The following is a 19,435-nucleotide window of genomic DNA, read 5'->3' as shown; positions in this document are numbered from 1 at the left end:
TCGCCGCCCCTCGGCCGGCATCCATCGCCTCTTCCCTATCGCGCCGCGCCGTCCGCCACGGCGCTTAGGATGGCGTGCGCGGCACGGACGCGGTCGGGGTTAGGATAGAACCGGTTGGCGAGGAGCACGATGCCGAGGCGCCTGCCCGGCACGACGGCGACATAGGCGCCGAAGCCGTTGGTGGACCCGGTCTTGTTGAGTAACACGTCCGGCCGTGGCAGCGCGGGCGGAACGAGCCAGGTGGCGGCCTTCCCCTTGCCGCTCGCCTGCGGTGTGTTGCCGGCGACCAGCGTCTCGAGCGACACGGGATAGTCGTATCGCTCCCAGCCGAGGCCTTGGGTCATCTCGCCGACGCGGACATAGCCCGTCTGCGTCGCGGCGATGGCCCGGCGCAGCCGCGCGTCCTGCGGCGGCGCGATGTTGGCGTCGAGGAACTTCAGGAGATCGGCCGCGCTCGTCCGCACGCCGTAGGCCGCCGCACCGAGCACGTCGAGGGAAATGCGCCGCGGCTTGCCTTCCCTCGTGTAGCCGAAGGCATAGTCTGCCATGCGCTCCGGCGGCACGCGGACATGGGTGCTCGCCATACCGAGGCTGGGCAGAATCGTGGCTTCAAGGATGTCCTCGTAGGAGCGGCCCATGCCGGCAGCGGCGAGATGGCCGAAAAGGCCGATGCTCGGGTTCGAGTAGACCCGCTGCGCTCCCGCCGGATAGGCGGGCTTCCAGCTGCGGAAGTAGGAGACCATGCTCGCCTCGTCCCTGACCTCGGGCGGGAACTGCAACGGCAGGCCCCCGGCCGTGTAGGTGGCGAGCTGCAACAGGGTGATCCTGTCGAAGCTGGAGCCGCGCAGCGCCGGCATGTAGCTGCTCGCCGGCGCCGTGAGCGAGACTTCGCCCTCCACGGCGCCCCAGGCACCCACCAGCCCCGCGAAGAGCTTGCTGACCGAGCCGACCTCGAACAGCGTCGTCTCCGTTACCGGATGCCCGCTTTCCTTCGACGCCACGCCATAGTTGAAAAAGTAATGCTTCCCGTCCACCGTGAGGCCGACGGCCATGCCGGGAACGGCATGCTCTCTCATGACCGGCTCGATGGCAACGTCGACGATGGCCTTCAGCAAGCCTCTATCCAGTTCTGCCGCACAAGCGCCCGCTGTCGCAAGAAAAATGGACGAGCACATGATGTATATGGATACGATATATTTGCTTTTCATCGATTATGCTCCTATAAATCACATGCCTTTCTCGCAGATTAATCGCCTTTGCATGATTAATCGCGCGCGGGATAGTCGAAATACAATTCCATGACCGTCTCTCGCAAACGATAATATCTCGGGGGAGCCATTAGAAAATTTGGGGCCGCCATGGTCCGCCGCTATCTGCCACTCAATGCCTTGCGCGCCTTCGAGGCGTCGGCCCGCCACCTGAGCTTCACCAAGGCCGCCATCGAGCTGCGGGTCACGCAGGCAGCGGTGAGCCATCAGGTGAAACAGCTGGAGGCGCAGCTCGATGCGACGCTCTTTATCCGCCTGCCCCGCGGCCTGATGCTGACGAGCGAGGGCGAGACCCTGCTGCCGGTGCTGCAGGGCTCGTTCGACCGCATCGCCACGGCACTGGAGCGTTTCGAGGGCGGCGGCCGCGAGGTGCTGACCGTGGGCGCAGTCGGAACCTTCGCCGTCGGCTGGCTGCTGCCGCGGCTCGACGCCTTCCGCGCGCGCCATCCCTTCGTCGACCTGCGCCTCTCCACCAACAACAACCGCGTCGACATCGCCGCCGAGGGCCTCGACTACGCCATCCGCTTCGGCCAAGGCGCCTGGCACGGCATCGATGCCCTGCCGCTGCTGGAGGCTCCCCTGTCCGTTCTGTGCGCGCCGGAGGTCGCCCGGTGCCTGACAAAGCCGGAGGATGTGCTCGCGCACCGGCTGCTGCGCTCCTACCGCAGCGATGAATGGCCGCAATGGCTCGCCGCCGCGGGCGTCGGGGCCGGCCCGGCCCTGCCCGAGAGCGTCGTCTTCGATTCCTCCCTCGCCATGATGGAAGCCGCCCTGCAGGGTTTCGGCATCGCGCTCGCCCCGCCGCTCATGTTCGCGCGGCATCTCGAAACAGGTGCCCTGCGACAGCCCTTCCCCGTCACCGTGGCGACCGGCCGCTACTGGCTGACGCGGCTGCAGTCGCGCAGCGACACGACGGCCATGGCGACCTTCCGCAACTGGTTGCTGGATGAGATCGGCGTGGAAAAACCGGCCTCCGAATGAAAAGGGCCGGCTTGCGCCGGCCCCTCGTTCTTCACGGCAGGTTCCTGCGGCTCCGCTCAGATCTCCTCGTCGCCCCCGAAGAAGCCATCGAAGAAGCCGCCACCCTCGTCCGCCGCTGGCTCGGGCTCCGCCTCCGGCGTCGTAGCCTCGGCAGCCTGGGCCTCGTTGCCGCCGAACATGCCGGCGATGGCATTGCCCAGCAGGACGCCACCGGCGACGCCCATGGCGGTCTGCGCCGCGCCGGCGAGGAAGCCGCCGCCGCGGCCGGGCTGCATCCCGGCCGGCGGCACCGCTGTCGGCGCCGCGCTACCGGGCCCGGCGACGCTGCGCGGCATCGCCGGGACGGAACCGGCGCGGCTCGTCTGCCCGCCGCCGAAGAGGCCCGACAAGAGGCCGCCGGCCGGGCGCGACGCCTGGCGCTCCAGCTCCTCGATGCGCCGCTGCGCCTCCTGCAGGGCGTAGTCCTGCATCACGATGGTCTGGGCCATGAAATAGGGCGCCCCCGGCTGCTGCGCCATGCGCTCGCGGATGAAGCTCTCGGCCGCCTGATCCCGCGGGCCCGCCTGGCGCTCGACCTCGCCGAGGCGGGCGAACAAACCCTCGATGGCCTGCCGGTCCTGATTGTCCATTGTCACGAAGCTCCGTTGCTCGAACGAATTCAGCCTTCCCGCTCGCCGGTGAAATTCAACAGCAGCTGGAAGATGTTGACGAAATTGAGATAGAGCGAGAAAGCGCCGAAGACAGCGAGCTTCTGCTGCGATTCCGCATCGAAGTTCTCGGCATAGCGCTCCTTGATCGCCTGCGTGTCCCACGCGGTCAGGCCGACGAAGACGAGGATGCCGATGACCGAGATGGCGAACTGCAGCGCGCTCGATCCGAGGAACAGGTTGACGATGCTCGCGATGATCACGCCGATGAGGCCCATGATCAGGAACGAGCCGAACTGCGACAGGTCCCGCCGCGTCGTGTAGCCGTAGAGGCTCGTCGCGCCGAACATCGCGGCAGCGATGAAGAAGGTGCGGGCGATGCTCGTGCCGGTGAAGACGAGGAAGATCGAGGCGAGCGACAGGCCCATGACGCCGCAGAAGGCCCAGAACAGGCCCTGCGCGCCGGCCGCCGACATGGTCTGGATGCGGAAGGAGAAGAACAGAACGAAGGCGAGCGGCGCCAGCATCACCACCCACTTGAGCGGCGTCGAGAAGATCGGCACGTAGAGCGCCGGCGTCGTGCCAACGATGAAGGCGACGACGCCCGTCAGCACGAGGCCGAGGGCCATGTAGTTGTAGACGCGCAGCATGTGCTGGCGCAGGCCCTCGTCGAAGAGTGCCCGATCGACGCGGGCACCGCCCGCCTGCCAGCCGTAGCCATAGTTCGGCATGTTCATCGCTTGGTTCTCCTGGGGTGGATCAGTTGCTTGGGTTTGCACTCAGTAGAGGGCTCGGACCAGCCGGTCGGCGGCCCGGTCGAGTTCCTTGGAATCGGCGCGCGCCACGAGCGCATAGGCGACCTCGCCCATCTGCCAGTAGGCGGCGGCGAGATCGCCGTGGTGAGCGACCGTCGCCGGCACGACATCGAAGGCGCCCGGTCGCACGGCAAAGAGCGACACCGTCCCGAGCGCCTCGGTGCGGATCGCCATCTCGACGCTCGGCCCGAAGGTGGAGGGGAAGATCTGCACGTCAGCGACGGACCAGCCCTCGGGCAGGGGCGGCAGGCCGATCGCCGTCGCCGAGCGGATCTCGGCCGGGTCGTAGCGCGGTACGGCGGGCTGCGACGCCATGCCGGCGCGTACCTCGGCCGTGCGGTGTGCCTGCATGGCATCCACCACATAGGCTGGCGGGATCGCCGAGGCGACGACCTCGCCGACGCGCAGGGCACCGAACTCGGCGTGGGCGAGCCAGCCGGTCCCAACGAGGACGGCGACAGCCGCCACCTTGCGCAGCTGGCGCAGGAAACGGTCGCGCGACAGCCCCCGCTCCAGCCGCAGGGCCGCTTCGGCCGTCGCGCTGCGCCCGACATAGGGCGGCCCGGCGAGGGCCAACCGCAACTCGTCGCGGATCTTGAGGTCCGTGATCACGCGGACCGCCTCGTCCGGATGCCGGACGAGGTGCGCTTCCACCTCGATCCGGCGGGCCACGGGCAACTGGTCCTCGACATAGGCCTCGAGATCGGCCTCGGTGATCGGATCAATGGGACGATCCATCGGATCCTCCTACGATTTTGAGGTCTGGCGCCTTGCCCCGACGGGCGCCGGCTTCCCCCTCCTCGAGTGCCCGGAGCGCCGCGCGCGCCCGGGCAAGGCGCGACATCAGCGTGCCGGAGGGAATGCCGAGGGCTTTCGCGGCTTCGGCGAAGCTCATGCCCTCGATGGCGACGAGGTGAAGCGCCGCGCGCTGCTCGTCGGGCAGGTCCATGAAGGCGCGGCGCAGCTGGGCGAGGCGCAACTGCTGGTCCTGGACCGCCGGCTGGTGCTCGGGATGGAGATCGGCCACGAGCGCCTTGCGGCGCTCGTCCGCCCGCCGGGCCCGCTGCCCGTCCACGAAAAGGTTGTGGAGGATGGAGAACAGCCATGCGCGCAAGCCGCGGCCGGCCTCGAAGCTGCCGCGCCGCTCGTAGGCGCGCAGCAAGGTATCGTGCACGAGGTCCTCGGCAGCGACATCGTCGCGCGTCAGCGACCGCGCATAGCGGCGCAGCGCCGTGAGCTGTCCGAGGGTGTCGAAGCGGGACCGTTGCGACGTCATCAGCTCCATATACGGAGCCGCCGACCGAATTCGTCCCTTGGACGTCGAAATTTTGTTGCGGCCCCGCGCCCCCTACACCACGCCGGCGTCGACGATGAAGTTCTGGCCCGTGCACATGCGTGCCTCGCCCGACAGGAGGAAGACGATCATCGCCGCGACGTCCTCGGGCAGGATCTCGCCGGGCAGCGCCTGGCGCTCGGCCGCACGGGCGAGCCGCTCGGCGGTCGCGGCGGCGCGCTGACGCTCCGTCATCACCCAGCCGGGCGTGACGGCGTTGACGCGCACGCCGCCCGGCCCGAGTTCACGCGCCAGCGAGCGCGTGAAGCCGATGACGGCCGATTTCGCCGTCGTATAGGCGATGAGGTTGACCGCGCCCTGCATCCAGGAGGTGGAGGCGAGGTTGACGACCGCGCCGCGGCCGGCGCGCAGGCCCGGTGCCACCGCCTGGGTGACGAACATGAAGTGGCGCAGGTTCACGGCGAGGCGGTCGTCCCAATAGTCCGGCGTCACCTCGGTGAAGGCATGGCGCTCGTCATGGCCGGCGTTGTTGACGAGGAGCGCGACGGGGCCGGTCGCCTGCTCGCCGTCCCGGATCGCGGCAACCGTCGCCGCGACGTCGCGCAGGTCCGCCCGGCGGAAGACGACGCCCGGCGCCTCGGCCGCGAGCCGCTCGCCCTTGCCCGCATCGATGTCGAGCACGAGGCAGCGGGCGCCCTGGCGCGCGAGCGCCATGACCGTCGCCCGGCCGATGCCGTCCGCGCCGCCGGTGACGAGCGCAACACGGCCGGCGAGATCGGGGTAGAGCGCGCTCATCCCGCGAAAGCCGCCGTGGGCAGGCCCGGCACGGCGACCGGCAGCGCGAAGAGCCCGCCCGAGAAAGGCGCCTCGGCGAGAACGCGCGAGGGCAGGCGCACGCGCGCGGAGGTGATAAAGAGTGTCTTCAGGTCGGCGCCGCCGAAGGCGACGCTCGTCGGCCGCGGCACGGGCAGGCCGACGTCCCGGTCGATCCGCCCGTCGGGCGCATAGCGGCGCACGCGCCAGCCGTCCCACAAAGCGCACCAGACGAAGCCGTCGCTGTCGACGGCAAGCCCGTCCGGCCTCCCCTCCTCGGGCGGCACCTCGGCGAAGACGCGCCGGTTCTCGACCGTGCCCGTCTCGGGATCGCAATCGAAGGCATAGATCCGGCCGGGCACGGAATCGACGAAATAGAGCGTGCGCCCGTCCGGGCTCCAGTCGAGCCCGTTGGCGGCGGTATAGCCGGAGGAGACGCGCCGCCAGGAAAGGTCCTTCTCGATGACATAGAGCGAGCCCGAGGTGCGGCTCGCGTCGAGGCGCATGCTGCCTGCCCACAGCCGCCCCTGCCGGTCGCACTTGCCGTCGTTGAAGCGGTTGTCGGGAATGTCCGCCTCGGGGTCGACGAGCGGCGTCGTCGCGCCCGTCGCGAAGTCGAGCCCGACGAGGCCCGTCTGCGTGAGGGCCACGAGGCCCTCGCCACGGCGCGGCAGGAGCGCGCTGATGAGCTGCGGCAGGCGCAGTTCCTCGTTCTCGCCCGTCACCGGATCGAAACGGTTGGCCGAGGGGGCGAGGATGTCGACCCAGTAGAGCCGCTCGTGCCCGGCGATCCATACCGGCCCCTCGGCGAGATGGGCGCCCCACGGCAGGACGCACGCGACGGCGGGATCAGCGCCGTGACCGGGCCCGAGCTGGGAGGTGATGTTCATCGGCGCGGCGCCGACGTTGCCGGAGACCTGCCGCGCCGCCGCCATGAGATCGCGGCCGAGCACGTGCAGGCGGTCGTTGGGAAGGCGGGCGCTCGGGCCGAAGACGCCGATCGCGGCGATCGCCTTGCCCGTATGGTCGAAGATGGGCGCGGCGGCGGAGGAGACGCCCTCGACATGCTCGGACACCGAGATCGCATAGCCGCGGGCGCGGATCAGCGCGAGTTCCGCCGTCAGCGCCGCCTCATCGGCAATGGTATTCGCCGTGTGCCGGGTGAGCCGGATGCGGTCGAGGAGCGCCCGCTGCTCGTGCGGCGCGGCGAAGGCGAGGAGCGCCTTGCCGCCCGCCGTGCAATGGAGCGGCGCCCGGCGGCCGACCTCGATGCGAAAGCCGAAGGCGCCGCCGCGGCTGCGCTGGTCGATATAGAGCACCTCGTCCGCATCGATGGTGGCGATGGCCACCGTCTCGGCGATCTCGTCGGCCAGGCGGTCGAGGACCGGAGCGGCCGCCCCGCGCAGGTCGAAGGATTCCCACACCCGGTGCGCCAGCTCGAAGAGCCGGTGGCCGAGCCGATAGGTGCTGTCACTCTCCTCGTGCCGCACGAGGCGGAAGAGGACGAGGGTGTTGAGCATGCGCGCCAGCGTGCCCTTGGGCAGGCCGGTCGCCGCCTGCAGGTCCTTGAAGCGCGGCGGCGTCTCCGCTTCGCCGATGACCTCGAGCAGGTAGAGCCCCTTGGCGAGCGCGGCCGCGCCGGTGGGGACGTCCCGCTCCTCCGGCCTTACGACCGCTGCCGCGCGCTGCGCGCCGCGACCGCCTCGTCGATCATGCGCTCGATGGTCCATGTCGGCGTAAATCCCAGTCGTTCCCGGATCTTGTGGTTGGCCGTCCGATAGCGGACGCCCGGCCCCGGCAGGTTGACCTCGCGCAGGGGCAGGCCCGTGCGCTCGGCCATGAGCGGCAGGGCGCGCGCGAAGTCAACCGGCTCGCTCGCCCCGAGGTTGAAGACCTCCCCGGCCGCGGCCGGATGGCGCACGGCGAGCAGGATCCCCTCCACCATGTCGCGCGTGTCGGTGATGTGCATGGCGAAGGGCCGGCCGTTCTCGTTGCGCGACAGGACGAGCGCCTCGCGGCCGTCGTCCACCGCCACGAGCGCCGCGACCGCCGCCGCGTTGCCGAAGGCCTGCTGCTGGCGGATCTTTGGGTGAAGGAAGAAGCGCGGACCGGAGAAGAAGCTGTCGGGATCGAGCAGCTCGGCCGCATCCTGCGTGTGCGAGAAGCGCAGGATCACCGTCTCCATGGCGCCCGTGCGGCCGAGGAAGCGCACGATCTCCTCGCCGAGGAGCTTGGTGAGGCCGTAGGGCGTGCGGGGCGCAAGCGGATGGTCCTCGTCGATGGGCTGATAGGCCGGCACGTTCTCGGGATAGACCTCGCCGGACGAGGCGAAGACGAAACGCCGGCAGCCCGCGGCCGCGGCCGCCTCGGCCACCATGCGCGTGCCGGTGACGTTCGCCTCCCAGAGTCTGTCGGCATCCTCGCGCCGCCACGACATCAAGGCGCCGAGATGAAGAACGGCCTTAGCGCCCTCCGCCGCCTGCCGTGCGGCGGCCGGGTCCGAGAAGGCGCCGATGACCTCGCGGTAGCGGGGATGATCGATGCCGGCCGGGCGCAGGTCGAAGCCGACGACCGCCTCGCCTTCGTCGAGGAGGCGGCGCGCGACCCGCGATCCGATACGGCCGGCACTGCCGGTGACGACGATGCTCATCGGAGGATCCTCATGGGACGATGCTCATGGCGAAACCTCAGCGGATGGCCCGGTGCGTGTCGGCGTCGAAGACGTGCAGGCGCGCCGGGTCGAAGGACAAGGTGATGGGCTCGCCCGTGGCCACCGCGCCGGCATCGACCAGCCGGGCGATGAGGGCGTCGCCCCGGCGCTCGTCGTCGGCGCCCTTGGCGTCCGCCGGTGCGCCGCGGTTCTCGTGCGGCAGGTCGACATAGATGTATTTCTCGCTCCCCAGGCTCTCGACCAGCCGCGGCCTCACGGCGAAGGAGACGGGGCCGTGCGCCGGCCCGATGTGCTCGGGACGCAGGCCGAGGATGACCGGCCGGCCGGCGATGCCGGGCACCGCCGCGAGCGGCACCGGCAGGGAGACGTCCTGCCCGAAGAGGCTGACGCGCGCGCCGCGCTCGTCGGCGGTAACGTTGCCGAGCAGGAAGTTCATGCCGGGCGAGCCGATGAAGCCGGCGACGAAGAGATTCTCGGGCCGGGCGAACATGGTGTCGGGATCGGCGATCTGCTGGATCTCCCCGTCACGCATGATGACGATGCGGTCGGCCATCGTCATGGCCTCGATCTGGTCGTGGGTGACGTAGATGGTGGTGACGCCGAGGCGCTTGTGCAGGGCGCTGATCTCGGCGCGCATGTGCACCCTGAGCTTCGCGTCGAGGTTCGAGAGCGGCTCGTCCATGAGGAAGGCCTGCGGCTCGCGCACGATGGCGCGGCCGAGGGCGACGCGCTGGCGCTGGCCGCCGGAGAGCTCCTTCGGCCGCCGGTCGAGCAGGTGGTCGACGGCGAGGATCTTCGCCGCCTCCTTCACGCGCCGGTCGATCTCGCCCCGGTCCATGCCGCGCATCTTGAGGCCGAAGCCCATGTTGCGGGCGACGGTGAGGTGGGGATAGAGCGCGTAGTTCTGGAACACCATGGCGATGTCGCGGTCGCCGGGCGCGAGGTCCGTCACGTCCCGCTCGCCGATGAGGACGCGGCCGCCGCTCGCCTCCTCGAGGCCGGCGAGGATCTTCAGCATGGTCGACTTGCCGCAGCCCGACGGACCGACGAAGACGACGAACTCGCCGTCGGCAATGTCGAGATTGAAGTCCCTGAGCACCGTGACGGCGCCGTAGGACTTGCGGACGTTCTCGATGCGGATACCGGCCATAAATCGCTGCTCCGGATTACTTCTCCGCGCCGGCGGTCAGGCCGCCGACGAGATAGCGTTCGAGGAAGAGGTAGATGACGAGGATGGGCAGGGCGACGAAGACCGCCGCGGCCGAGATCTCGTTCCAGTCGGTGACGTATTCGCCCTTCATGGTCGTGATGCCGAGGTTGGCCGTCCAGCTCTGCTGGGCATTGGTCAGGAAGGTGCGGGCATAGGCATAGTCCGACCAGGACAGCACGAAGCCGTAGAGGGCGGTGGCCGCGAGCCCCGGCGTCGCCACGGGCAGGATGACGCGGAAGAGCGCGCCGAGCGGCGAGCAGCCGTCGACCATCGCCGCCTGCTCGAGCTCGCGCGGGATGGTGTCGAAATAGCCCTTCAGCATCCAGGTGGTGAAGGGCACGATCAGCGTCGCGTGGGCGAGCACCACCGACCAGAGGCTGCCGATGAGCCCGACAGAGCGGAAGATGCCGAAGAGCGGGATGACAAGCAGCGTCGCCGGCAGCATCTTCGCCGTGAGGATGAAGAGGCCGAGGGACTGGCCGCCCCGCACCCTGAAGCGCGACAGCGCGTAGCCGGCAAAGACCGATACTGTCATCGACAGGGCGACCGAGCCGAGCGCCGCGAGCGTCGAGTTGGTCAGCCACAGGAGCATCGGCCGCTCCTCGGCGATCCGCGAGAAGACCTGCCATTGCGGCACGTCCGGCCAGAAGCGCGGCGGCAGCGAGCGCAGGTCCGCCGGCGGCGAGATGGCCGTCACGAACAGCCAGTAGATCGGGAACAGCAGCACGGCGCAGGTGGCGGCGACGCCGAGATAGAGCGCGATGCGCGAGGACCGGAGCTTCATCGCCGCCTCCTCAGTACATGGCTTCGGCGCGGCGGCCGACCATGAGAAGGCTCGCCAGCACGCACAGGACGAGCGTGACGATGCCCACGGCCGAGGCGTAGCCCATCTTGAAGAAGCCGAAGGCCTGCTCGTAGGTCATGATCGACAGCGTCTGCGTCGCCTTGAGCGGCCCGCCGCCGGTCAGCACGTAGATGATGGAGAAGTCGCGGAACACCCACAGCATGACGAGCACGATGGTGACGCCGAGCACCGGCATCAGCGTCGGGATGGTGATGTTGGTGAAGCGCTGCCAGGCATTGGCCCCGTCCACCTTCGCCGCATTGTAGAAATCCTCCGGGATCGACTGCAGGCCGGCGAGCGCCATGATGGAGACGAAGGGATAGCCCTTCCAGATCATGGTGATCGCCACCACGGCGAAGGCGGCGTCGGGGTCCGAAAACCAGTTGATCGTCTGGCTCGTCAGCCCGAGCGTGATGAAGAGCCAGTTCATCAGCCCGAAGGAGGAATCGAAGATCCAGGCGAAGATGACGACGGCGATCACCTCCGGCACGGCCCACGGCAGGGCGACGAAGAGCCGGGCGATGCTGCGGCCGCGGAACCTGTTGTTGACCAGCAGCGCCGTCGCGAGCCCGAGCACGAAACAGGCGCCGGTGACGATGACGAGCAGCTTGAACGTCACCCAGCAGGCCATCCAGAACTCGGCCGAGGTGAAGAGGCGCTCGTAATTCGCCAGCGTGAAGGGCCGCCGCGGCTGGTCGAGCCGGGCGATGCCGACGTTCTGGAACGACAGGTCGAGCGAGATGAAGAGCGGATAGACGATGATGAGCGCGATCAGCAGCACGGCCGGCGCGAGCAGGAGATAGCCGAGCCAGTGCCGCCGGCTGGGACGCGCGAGATCGAGGCCGAAGCGGCGACGACGGCCCGGCGCGCGGGCGGCAAGCGGCTGCGCGGGGATGGACTGCGTGGACATGACGATAACCTTCTCACCGCGCCCCGGGGTGCGGGAGCCCGCCGGCGAGGCCGGCGGGCCGGTGCTCGACCTGAGGCCGTTACTGTTTCTGGATCGCCTCGGCCTTCGCCTGCATCGTCGCGGCGACGGCCTTCGGGTCGAGGTCCTGGATGATCATGCGCTGGGCCTCTTCCATGACCATCTTGGCGAATTCGTTGTACTGGATCTCGAGCCCGGTCGGGATGCGGTCGACGCCTGCCTTGGCGGCCGCCTGGGCCGCCTCGACGAGCAGGTCGAAATGCGGCGTCTCGCCCTTGGCGCCCGAGACGTCGGCCCGCGGGCTCGGTGGCGTCGAGGCGGCCATGGTGGCGTATTTCGTCTGGAAGTCGTCCGAGGTCGCGAGGGCGATGAAGTCCCACACGAGCGCCTTGCGGTCGTCGGAGATCTCGCTCGCCATGCCGAGCACGTTGGACGAGCCGCCGACCGGCGGATCGAAGGGCACCATGGCGAGCTTCAGCTTATCCTTGGCCGCCCCCTTCTGCATGATGGGATAGAGCCAGGGGCCGTCGAACTTCACGGCGATCTTGCCGTCGGCGAAGAGCTGGCGCACCTCGCCCGCCGAGAGGTCGCGCGGCGTGAGGTTATCCTTCACCACCGCCTTCCAGCGGGTGAGGCCCTCGACCATCTCCGGCGTGTCGATGGTCACCTTGCCGTTGGCGTCGGTCCAGCGCCCGCCGGCATCGAGGACATAGTTCAGCATCTCGGAGAGATACTGCCCGCCGCCGCCCTTGGTCTCGTGGCCGGTGCCGAACTGGTCGAGGATGCCGTCGCCGTTGAGATCCTTCGTGGTCTTGCGGGCCGCGGCGATGAACTCATCCCAGGTCCTGGGAACGGCGAGCCCCTCCTTCTGCAAGAGCTCCTCGTTGTAGCCCATGACGTAGCCGAAATAGAGCATCATGATGCAGACGGTGTCGCCCTGCCATTCGCAGGTCTTCTGGCCGGCCCAGCCGTCGAGGTTGAGCTTCGCCTTCTCGATCCAGGGATCGAGGTTCTCCAGCCAGCCGTTGTCGGCGAATTTCTGGAACTCGAAGGAGGCGAGATGGACGATGTCCGGCGGCGAGCCGCCGGCGAACAGCGTCGTCATCGTATCCGAATAGGCGCCGCGCTCGACCTTCGTCCACTCGATCTTGACGCCCGGGTGCTTCTCCTCGAAGGCCTTGATGAGCGCACCCCACCAGTCGCCGACGCCCCGCTCGTCCTTCTGCCAGGAGACGAATTTCAGGGTCGTGTCGGCCGCGGCGGGGACGATGGTGCCGGTCGCCAGAAGGGCGCCGGCCGCCGCGGCAAGGCCCAGGGCTTTCAGTCTCTTCGTCAGATGCATGGCTTCCTCCCGTGGTCGCCTTGGGTCTGTTTCTTATGATCGCAACAGGTCGAGTGCCTCGCTGGACGGCTCGACGCCGAGCCCCGGCCCCGTCGGCAGGGTGTAGAACCCGTCCGCGCAGTCCATGTCGCCGGTGAGCAGGCGGCGGTTGGGCTCGAAGATGGAATGCTGGAACTCGTGGCAGTCGACGGCGGCGAGCGCCGCGCTCGCGTGCAGGCTCGCCGCGAGGAACAGCCCGATGCCGATGGTCGAGTGGGGAATGACCTTGAGGTGATGCGCCTCAGCATAGCCGCCGATGCGCATGAACTCGGTCACGCCGGTGTGGCCCATCTCCGGCTGGACGATGCCGCAGGCCCGGCGCTCGACGCGCGGCACGAGATCAAAGACCGTGCGCCACTCCTCGCCGGCCGCGATCGTCGTCGACACCTGCGCGGCGACGCGGGCGAGACCGGCAACGTCCTCCGTATGCACCGGCGCCTCGGCGAACCACAGGTCGTGCGGCTCCATGGCCCGGATGAGGCGGATCGCCTCCTCCGCCGTATGGGCCCAGTGCATGTCGCAGGCGATGCGCGCCTCCTCGCCGAGGCGCTCGCGCAGCGTCGCCATTTCCCTCGCCAGGCCATCGTCGGCGACCGGCGCGGCGAACTTGAAGGAGGAAAATCCCCTCTCCTGCCAATGCGCGGCGAGATCCGCACGGGCGGCGCGCGTTCGCTCCGGCAGGCCGGAGACATAGGCCGGGGTGCGCTCGCGCCGCTGGCCGCCGAGCAGCTTGACGAGGGGCAGGCCAGCGAGCTTGCCGGCAAGATCCCACAGCGCGATGTCGATGGCGGCGAGCGCATCGAGATAGAAGCCGCCGGTATAGCCGCGCACGCGCATGAGGTCGTAGAGGTCGTCGTGGATGACGGCCGCGTCGAGCGGGTCGCGTCCGACGACGAAGGGACCGAGCAGGTCTTCCACCAGCGCCAGCACCGTGCCCGGCGCGACGATGCCGTAGGTCTCGCCCCAGCCGACGGCCCCGCCCGTCGTCTCGATGCGCAGGACGACGCTGCGATCGACGGTGGGATAGACTGTGCGGTTGCCCTTGCGCACGATGTAGCCGCGCGCATTCACTTCCTCCCCGGGCCGCAGCGCGCCGAGATAGGGCGTCTCCCGCGGCAGGGTGATGGTGTGGGCGGTGACGGATGCGACGCGCTCTGCCATCAGCGTGCTCCCACGGCTTCGGCTGCCGCCGGCGGCATGACGGTGAGGAGATCCGCGACCTCGTCGAACCAGCCGTCGATATCGGCCGTGCTCCACGGATCGAGCTCCGGCGTCGGCGCGCGCACCTCGGCGTTGTGGAGGACGCCGCGCCGCCTCAGCACGTGTTTCGTCAGGCGCATGCGGTAGAGCGCCTGCAGGGCGAGGAGCGGCAGGCTGCGCATGTAGAGCGCGCGGGCGCGGGCGCGGTCCCCCGCCTGCCAGGCACGGTCGAGCGCCACGTGCAGGTCGGCGAGTTCCAGCGCCGGCATGGCGCCGCAGGCGCCGCGGGCATATTCGTCGAGGATGTAGCGCGCTCCGCCGCCGCCGATGACGCCGGCGAGATGCGCCGGCGCTTCGGCGAGGATCGCGGTGATGGCCGGACCGGAGGGCAGCGTCTCCTCCTTGACCCAGCGCACCGCCGGCACATCCCGCACGACCGCGAGGATCGTTCGCGGGTCGAGATCCGAGCCGCGCGGGGCCGGCGCGTTCTGCAGGACGATCTCGGGGCCCGGCACTGCCTCGGCGACGCCGCGAAAGAAGGCGGTGACCGCCTCGCGGTCCGCGCCGATGCCCCGCGGCGCCTGGATCATCACGCTGCCGACGCCGGCAGCCAGCGCATCCCGGCAATGGGCGATCGTCTCTTCGAGCGAAGCTGCGCTCGCCCCCGCGACGACCGGGACGTGCCCTGCAACGGCATCGACGACAACGGCAAGGAGACGCCGCCGCTCCTCGCCGGAGAGGCTCTCCACCTCGCTGGCGAAGCCCGGGAAGACGACCCCGTCCACCCCGCTCCGCAGCGCGAAGGCGACGAGGCGGCGCATGGCGGCTTCGTCGATGGCGCCATCGGCCCGGAACGGCGTCGGCAGGACAGGCAGGATACCCCTCAGCACAGCGCTACTCCCATTCGATCCATATATTGGATCATTTGTTGCTTATTGTGGATCATATGTCCGGGTGCTAAGCAGTGTCAACCAAGAGAGACGGGAGGAGGTCCTGGAATGGGCGCTGAGGCAGCGAAACGTGAGCCGAAGGGTGAGCCCAACGTCGTCCTCGATTGGGGACCGGCGCAATTCCGCGCCCTGCTGATCGGCCCGGACGGAGAAGAGAGTGAGCGCATCGAGACGCCGCAAGGTATCCAGTCGATGGTGGACGGCGATTTCTCCGGGCTCCTTGCGCGCACCCTCACACCGTGGCGGCAACGACGTGGCCCCTTGTCCATCGTCGCCGCCGGCATGATCGGCAGCCGCAACGGCTGGTTGGAGATGCCTTACGTGCCGACGCCGGCGAGTCCGGCGGATCTCGCGGCCGCGGCACGGCGCCTCGAACTCGAAGGGGGCGACACCGTCACTTTCCTGCCCGGGCTCACCCATCGGGCGGCCCGGCCCTATCCGGATGTGATGCGGGGCGAGGAGACACAACTCGTCGGCTTCGGCCTCGGGCGTGACATGACCGTCGTCCTGCCGGGCACCCACGCCAAATGGGCGCGCATCGCCGGGGGGCGCATCGAACGCTTCCAGACCTTCGTGACCGGCGAGATCTTCGCGACCCTGTCGCGCCACTCCTTCCTCGCCAAGGTCGCGGCGCGGCCCGCCGTCCCCGACCGCCAGGCTTTCGCGCGCGGCCTCGCCGCAGCGCGCGACGCGCAGCCGGACGCCGGCGGTCTCCTGACCCGCCTCTTTTCCGTCCGCACGGGGTGGCTCGCCGGAAAGATCACGCCGGGCGAGATGGTCGACTACCTCTCCGGCCTCGTCATCGGCTGGGAATTCGTCGAGGCCGAGCGCGGCGGCTGGTGCAGGGCCGGTGACACGGTCGCCGTCGTCGGCGACGACGACCTCGTCGATCTCTACCGCCGCGCCGCCGAGGCGAGCGGGCTCGCGGTCGTCATGGGTCCCGAGGACGCCACCGTGCGCGGGGCGCTCGCCATCACCGCGCTTGTGTGATCTAGCCGCGGCCCGGCCGGCGCCCGCCCGACAGGGCGATGACGGCGATGATGATGAGGCCGGTGAGGATGAGGCGGACGCCGGCCCCGACGCCGAAGGTGTTGAGCATGGTCACGAGCAGGTAGAGAAACAGTGACGCGCCCCAGATGCCCGGCACGTTGGAGAAGCCGCCGGCGACCGAGGTGCCCCCGATGACGACGACCGCAATGGAGGCGAGCAGGAACTCCTCGCCCATGTTGAGCGAGGCCCCGCCCGAAAAGCCGGCGAGCAGCGCCCCGCAGAAGCTCGCGAAGACGGCGCTGAGGACATAGGTGGCGAAGCGCACGCGCGCGACGCGGATGCCGGCGAGCCCCGCCGCCCGCGCATTCTGCCCGATGGCGAGCACCGAGCGGCCGTAGACCGTGCGGCGCAGCACGAGTGCCATCGCCGCCGCGACCAGGATGGCGATGATGGCGAGGATCGGCACGCCGAGAACGCGCCCCGTCGCAAGCTCGGCGAAGATCGGCGGCGGCTTGATGCGCAGGCCGCGGCCATAGGCGATCGCCGTCGACTGCACGAGGAAGCTCGCCGACAGCGTCGCGATGATGGGCGGGATGGAGAGGATGCGGATCAGCGCGAAATTGAAGCAGCCGATGGCGAGCCCAACGGCGGCGACGGCGGCGAGCCCCGGCACGATCATCGCGTTGCTGCCGTCCATCACCTTCATGGCCACGGCCCCGGCGAGCGCGATATTGGCGGGGATCGACAGGTCGACATTGCCGGGTCCCGTCGTGATGACGAACATCTGGCCGATGCCGACGATGACGTAGAAGGTGGCGAAGGTGAGCGCCGCCGTCAGCACGTCGCCGCCGCCCTTGCCGCTGGTGAAGGCGGTCGTCGCGAGGAAGATGAGGCCCGCGCCGACGAAGGACCACAGCCAGGGCCGCTCAGCGGACCAGTCGGCGAGGCGGGAGAAGGCGCTTTGCCGCATCAGCGCCTCCGCTCGAGCCGGTTGACGAGGGCGCGCAGCGCCAGGACGACGATGAGGATGGCGCCCTGGGCGCCGATCTGCCAGTCGGGCGAGATGCGCAGGAAGGACAGGAGCGAGCCCGCGAGCGTCAGCGTCATGGCGCCGAGGACCGCACCGACGGGCGAGACGCGCCCGCCGACGAACTCGCCGCCGCCGAGGATGACGCCGGCGATGGACAGGAGCGTGTAGCGGATGGCGATGTTGGCGTCCGCCGAGGTGGTGAGGCCGACGAGCGACAGGCCGCTGAGGACGCCGAAGAAGCCGGCGAGCGCGAACATCGTCACCTTGGTGCGCAGCAGCGACCAGCCGGCCCGCGCCACCGCCACCGGATTGCCGCCCGCCCCGCGCAGGATCGCCCCCCAGGCCGAGCGCATGAGGCCGACATGGACGACGAGCGCCAGGGCGGCGCTGACGAGGATGGCGAACGGCACCAGGGGCGTCCTGACCTTCACGAGCGCCGCGAGCCAGGCCGGCGCGCTGCCGCCCGGCGAAGGCAGGAGCAGCACCGAGCAGCCCAGCCAGAAGAAGGACATGCCGAGCGTGACCACGATCGACGGCAGGTTGCGCAGGTGGATCAGCGCGCCGACGAGGGCATAGACGACGACCGCGCCGAGGAGCACCGCGACCCCGAGAAGCGGGGTCGCATTGAGCCAGGTGGCGCCGACGCAGGCGACGAAGCTGACGAAGGCGCCGATGGAGAGATCGAGGTCGTTGACCGTGATGACGCAGAGCTGCGCGATGGTCGCGAAGGCGATCGGCATCGCGAGGTTCAGCATCAGGTTGAAGCCGAAATAGCTGATGGCCCGCGGCTGCACGAACCAGATGGCGACGAGGAGGGCCGCGAACGACAGGGCCGGCAGCGCCGCCCTGACGAGGCGCGGCGAAGGCATCAGAGCGTTCATGCCGCCTCCTCGGCGAAGGACGACTGCAGCACCCGTTCTTCCGTGATCTCGTTGGCGGCCAGTTCGGCGACGATGGCGCCGGCGCGGAAGACGTAGACGCGGTCGCAGTGGCGCAATTCGTCGAACTCCGTCGTGTACCAGAGGAAGGTGCGCCCGCGCGCCGCCTCCGCCCGGATCATGCCGTAGACTTCCTGCTTGGTGCCGACATCGACACCGCGCATGGGATCGTCCATCAGCACGATGCCGGCATCAGAGGCGAGCGCCCGCGCGAACAGCGCCTTCTGCTGGTTGCCGCCGGAGAGCGAGAGGATGCCGTTGCCCATGTCGGGCGTGCGGATGGCGATACGCTGGCGCCATTCCTCGGCCATGCGCGCCTCCGCCGCAGGGTCGATGAGCCCGAACCGGCGCAGGCCCCCGAGGGACCGTATCGTGATGTTCTCCGCGATGCTCCACAGCGGGAACACGCCATCCGACTGGCGGTCGCCGGCGACGAAGGCGACCGCGCCGGCAACGCGCGCGTGCGGCTCGCGCCCCTGAGCCGCGGCATTGATGCGCACGAGAAGATCGGTCTGGCCGTGGCCGGCAAGCCCGGCGAGGCCGACGATCTCACCCCGGCGCGCGCGAAGGCTCCGCCCGTCCGCCTGCCGCGCGGGACGCGCCTCGACCACGACCTCGCCCGCCGGCTGCGCCGCCGCCGCCCGCTTTTCATCCTCCCGTGCCGCGACGGAGCCCATGGCGGCGACGAGGCTATCGCGCGTGAAGTCGCGGGCAGGGCGGGTCTCGACGACGCGTCCGTCCTTCATGACCACGACACGGTCGCTGGTCGCGAGAATTTCGCCGAGCAGGTGCGAGATGAGGATGACGCTGCCGCCCCGGGCGACGAAGCGGCGCACGAAGGCCATGAGCTGCTCGGCCACCACCTGGTCGAGCGAGGAGGTCGGTTCGTCGAGGATGACGAGGCGCAGCGGCTCGTCGGTGACGAGGAAGGCGCGGGCGATCTCCACCATCTGCCGACGGGCGATGGAAAGGTCCGCCACCACGTCCGCCGGATCGATGCCGTGGCGCGGGAAGATGTCGTCGAGCATGGCCGCCATGGCCGCGCCGGCGCGCTTGCGCCAGCCGAAGCCCCGGAAGGCGCGGTGCATGACGCGGGCGTTCTCGGCCACCGTCAGGTTGGGGCACAGCGACAGTTCCTGGAAAACGCAGACGACGCCGTGTGCCCGGGCCGCAGCCACGCCGGCGCTCGCGGTGATGTCGTCGCCCGCGACCACGAGCCGACCCTCGTCGGCGGCGAGCGTACCGGCGAGCACCTGCATCAATGTCGACTTGCCGGCCCCATTGTGGCCGACGAGGCCAAGGCATTCGCCAGCCCGCACGTCGAGGTCGACGCCGGCGAGCGCGCGCACGGCGCCGAAACTCTTGCGCACACCCTCGAGCTGCACGATGGCAGAAGCCGACGGAGCGTCCATGGACCTGTCCCGTTCGATGCCCGCGGAAGAGACGGGAAGCCGCCCGGCCTTGTCCGCCGGACG

General features: G+C 69.6%; 19 protein-coding genes. 2 read left to right on the top strand and 17 right to left on the bottom strand.

All coding sequences use genetic code 11. From position 1 onward, the window contains the following. Positions 1–35: 35 nt before the first annotated feature. Positions 36–1,208, bottom strand: a complete 1,173-nt coding sequence (ampC, locus tag BOQ54_RS18450; RefSeq protein ID WP_071924692.1) for a class C beta-lactamase — start codon at positions 1,206–1,208, stop codon at positions 36–38. 150 nt (positions 1,209–1,358) lie between these two features. Here ampC and BOQ54_RS18445 point away from each other — a divergent pair, with 150 nt between their 5' ends. Next, positions 1,359–2,249: a LysR family transcriptional regulator gene (locus BOQ54_RS18445; protein WP_071924691.1), complete on the top strand. Its 891-nt coding sequence runs from the start codon at positions 1,359–1,361 to the stop codon at positions 2,247–2,249. A 56-nt stretch (positions 2,250–2,305) separates the two neighbouring features. Here BOQ54_RS18445 and BOQ54_RS18440 read toward each other — a convergent pair whose 3' ends face one another. The 13 genes from BOQ54_RS18440 to BOQ54_RS18380 form a co-directional block, all read right to left on the bottom strand. Further along, a complete protein-coding gene (locus BOQ54_RS18440; protein ID WP_071924690.1) occupies positions 2,306–2,878 on the bottom strand; it encodes a DUF2076 domain-containing protein in 573 nt (190 codons plus the stop codon). A 29-nt stretch (positions 2,879–2,907) separates the two neighbouring features. Further along, positions 2,908–3,633, bottom strand: coding sequence for a Bax inhibitor-1/YccA family protein (locus BOQ54_RS18435; protein ID WP_019400518.1), 726 nt, complete (start codon positions 3,631–3,633; stop codon positions 2,908–2,910). Positions 3,634–3,675: 42 nt separating this feature from the next. Next, positions 3,676–4,449, bottom strand: a complete 774-nt coding sequence (locus BOQ54_RS18430; protein WP_055458621.1) for an anti-sigma factor family protein — start codon at positions 4,447–4,449, stop codon at positions 3,676–3,678. Continuing rightward, positions 4,433–4,987, bottom strand: coding sequence for a sigma-70 family RNA polymerase sigma factor (locus tag BOQ54_RS18425; protein WP_071924798.1), 555 nt, complete (start codon positions 4,985–4,987; stop codon positions 4,433–4,435). The genes BOQ54_RS18430 and BOQ54_RS18425 overlap by 17 nt, the downstream gene beginning before the upstream one ends. A 72-nt stretch (positions 4,988–5,059) precedes the next feature. Next, on the bottom strand, positions 5,060–5,800 hold the full coding sequence (locus BOQ54_RS18420) for an SDR family NAD(P)-dependent oxidoreductase (protein ID WP_071924689.1): 741 nt from the start codon (positions 5,798–5,800) through the stop codon (positions 5,060–5,062). Next, the gene (locus tag BOQ54_RS18415; protein WP_071924688.1) at positions 5,797–7,548 is read right to left on the bottom strand and encodes an SMP-30/gluconolactonase/LRE family protein; all 1,752 of its coding nucleotides are present in this window, start codon (positions 7,546–7,548) and stop codon (positions 5,797–5,799) included. The genes BOQ54_RS18420 and BOQ54_RS18415 overlap by 4 nt, the downstream gene beginning before the upstream one ends. Then, positions 7,485–8,468 (bottom strand): NAD-dependent epimerase/dehydratase family protein, encoded by a 984-nt coding sequence (locus tag BOQ54_RS18410; protein ID WP_063188797.1) that lies wholly within the window; start codon positions 8,466–8,468, stop codon positions 7,485–7,487. The genes BOQ54_RS18415 and BOQ54_RS18410 overlap by 64 nt, the downstream gene beginning before the upstream one ends. A gap of 37 nt (positions 8,469–8,505) precedes the next feature. Then, on the bottom strand, positions 8,506–9,639 hold the full coding sequence (locus BOQ54_RS18405; RefSeq protein WP_055458625.1) for an ABC transporter ATP-binding protein: 1,134 nt from the start codon (positions 9,637–9,639) through the stop codon (positions 8,506–8,508). Positions 9,640–9,655: 16 nt separating this feature from the next. Beyond that, entirely contained in the window at positions 9,656–10,483 is an 828-nt protein-coding gene (locus BOQ54_RS18400) for a carbohydrate ABC transporter permease (RefSeq protein ID WP_019400525.1), read from the bottom strand. Between the two features lie 10 nt (positions 10,484–10,493). Further along, the gene (locus tag BOQ54_RS18395; RefSeq protein WP_019400526.1) at positions 10,494–11,453 is read right to left on the bottom strand and encodes a carbohydrate ABC transporter permease; all 960 of its coding nucleotides are present in this window, start codon (positions 11,451–11,453) and stop codon (positions 10,494–10,496) included. A gap of 79 nt (positions 11,454–11,532) precedes the next feature. After that, on the bottom strand, positions 11,533–12,795 hold the full coding sequence (locus tag BOQ54_RS18390; RefSeq protein ID WP_186438086.1) for an ABC transporter substrate-binding protein: 1,263 nt from the start codon (positions 12,793–12,795) through the stop codon (positions 11,533–11,535). Between the two features lie 51 nt (positions 12,796–12,846). Beyond that, a complete protein-coding gene (locus tag BOQ54_RS18385) occupies positions 12,847–14,013 on the bottom strand; it encodes a mandelate racemase/muconate lactonizing enzyme family protein (protein ID WP_071924687.1) in 1,167 nt (388 codons plus the stop codon). Further along, positions 14,013–14,942 carry a dihydrodipicolinate synthase family protein gene (locus BOQ54_RS18380; RefSeq protein ID WP_071924686.1) on the bottom strand — a complete coding sequence of 310 codons (930 nt, stop codon included), beginning with the start codon at positions 14,940–14,942 and terminating at the stop codon, positions 14,013–14,015. Before BOQ54_RS18380 ends, BOQ54_RS18385 begins: the two co-directional genes overlap by 1 nt. 108 nt (positions 14,943–15,050) lie before the next feature. Here BOQ54_RS18380 and BOQ54_RS18375 point away from each other — a divergent pair, with 108 nt between their 5' ends. Beyond that, positions 15,051–15,992, top strand: coding sequence for a 2-dehydro-3-deoxygalactonokinase (locus BOQ54_RS18375; protein ID WP_071924685.1), 942 nt, complete (start codon positions 15,051–15,053; stop codon positions 15,990–15,992). Position 15,993: 1 nt separating this feature from the next. Here BOQ54_RS18375 and BOQ54_RS18370 read toward each other — a convergent pair whose 3' ends face one another. Genes BOQ54_RS18370 through BOQ54_RS18360 form a run of 3 tightly spaced genes read right to left on the bottom strand, consistent with a single transcriptional unit; the run spans position 15,994 to position 19,372 of the window. Next, positions 15,994–16,962 (bottom strand): ABC transporter permease, encoded by a 969-nt coding sequence (locus BOQ54_RS18370; protein WP_055458631.1) that lies wholly within the window; start codon positions 16,960–16,962, stop codon positions 15,994–15,996. Further along, complete coding sequence (locus tag BOQ54_RS18365) at positions 16,962–17,903, bottom strand: ABC transporter permease (protein WP_071924684.1); 942 nt, start codon at positions 17,901–17,903, stop codon at positions 16,962–16,964. Before BOQ54_RS18365 ends, BOQ54_RS18370 begins: the two co-directional genes overlap by 1 nt. After that, a complete protein-coding gene (locus tag BOQ54_RS18360; protein WP_055458633.1) occupies positions 17,900–19,372 on the bottom strand; it encodes a sugar ABC transporter ATP-binding protein in 1,473 nt (490 codons plus the stop codon). The genes BOQ54_RS18365 and BOQ54_RS18360 overlap by 4 nt, the downstream gene beginning before the upstream one ends. Positions 19,373–19,435: the final 63 nt, after the last annotated feature.

The sequence above is a fragment of the Chelatococcus daeguensis genome (assembly GCF_001887265.1).
Lineage (GTDB): Bacteria > Pseudomonadota > Alphaproteobacteria > Rhizobiales > Beijerinckiaceae > Chelatococcus_A > Chelatococcus_A sambhunathii.
The sequence above is the reverse complement of the archived record's forward strand: the minus strand, read 5'-3'. Positions and strand labels throughout refer to the sequence as shown.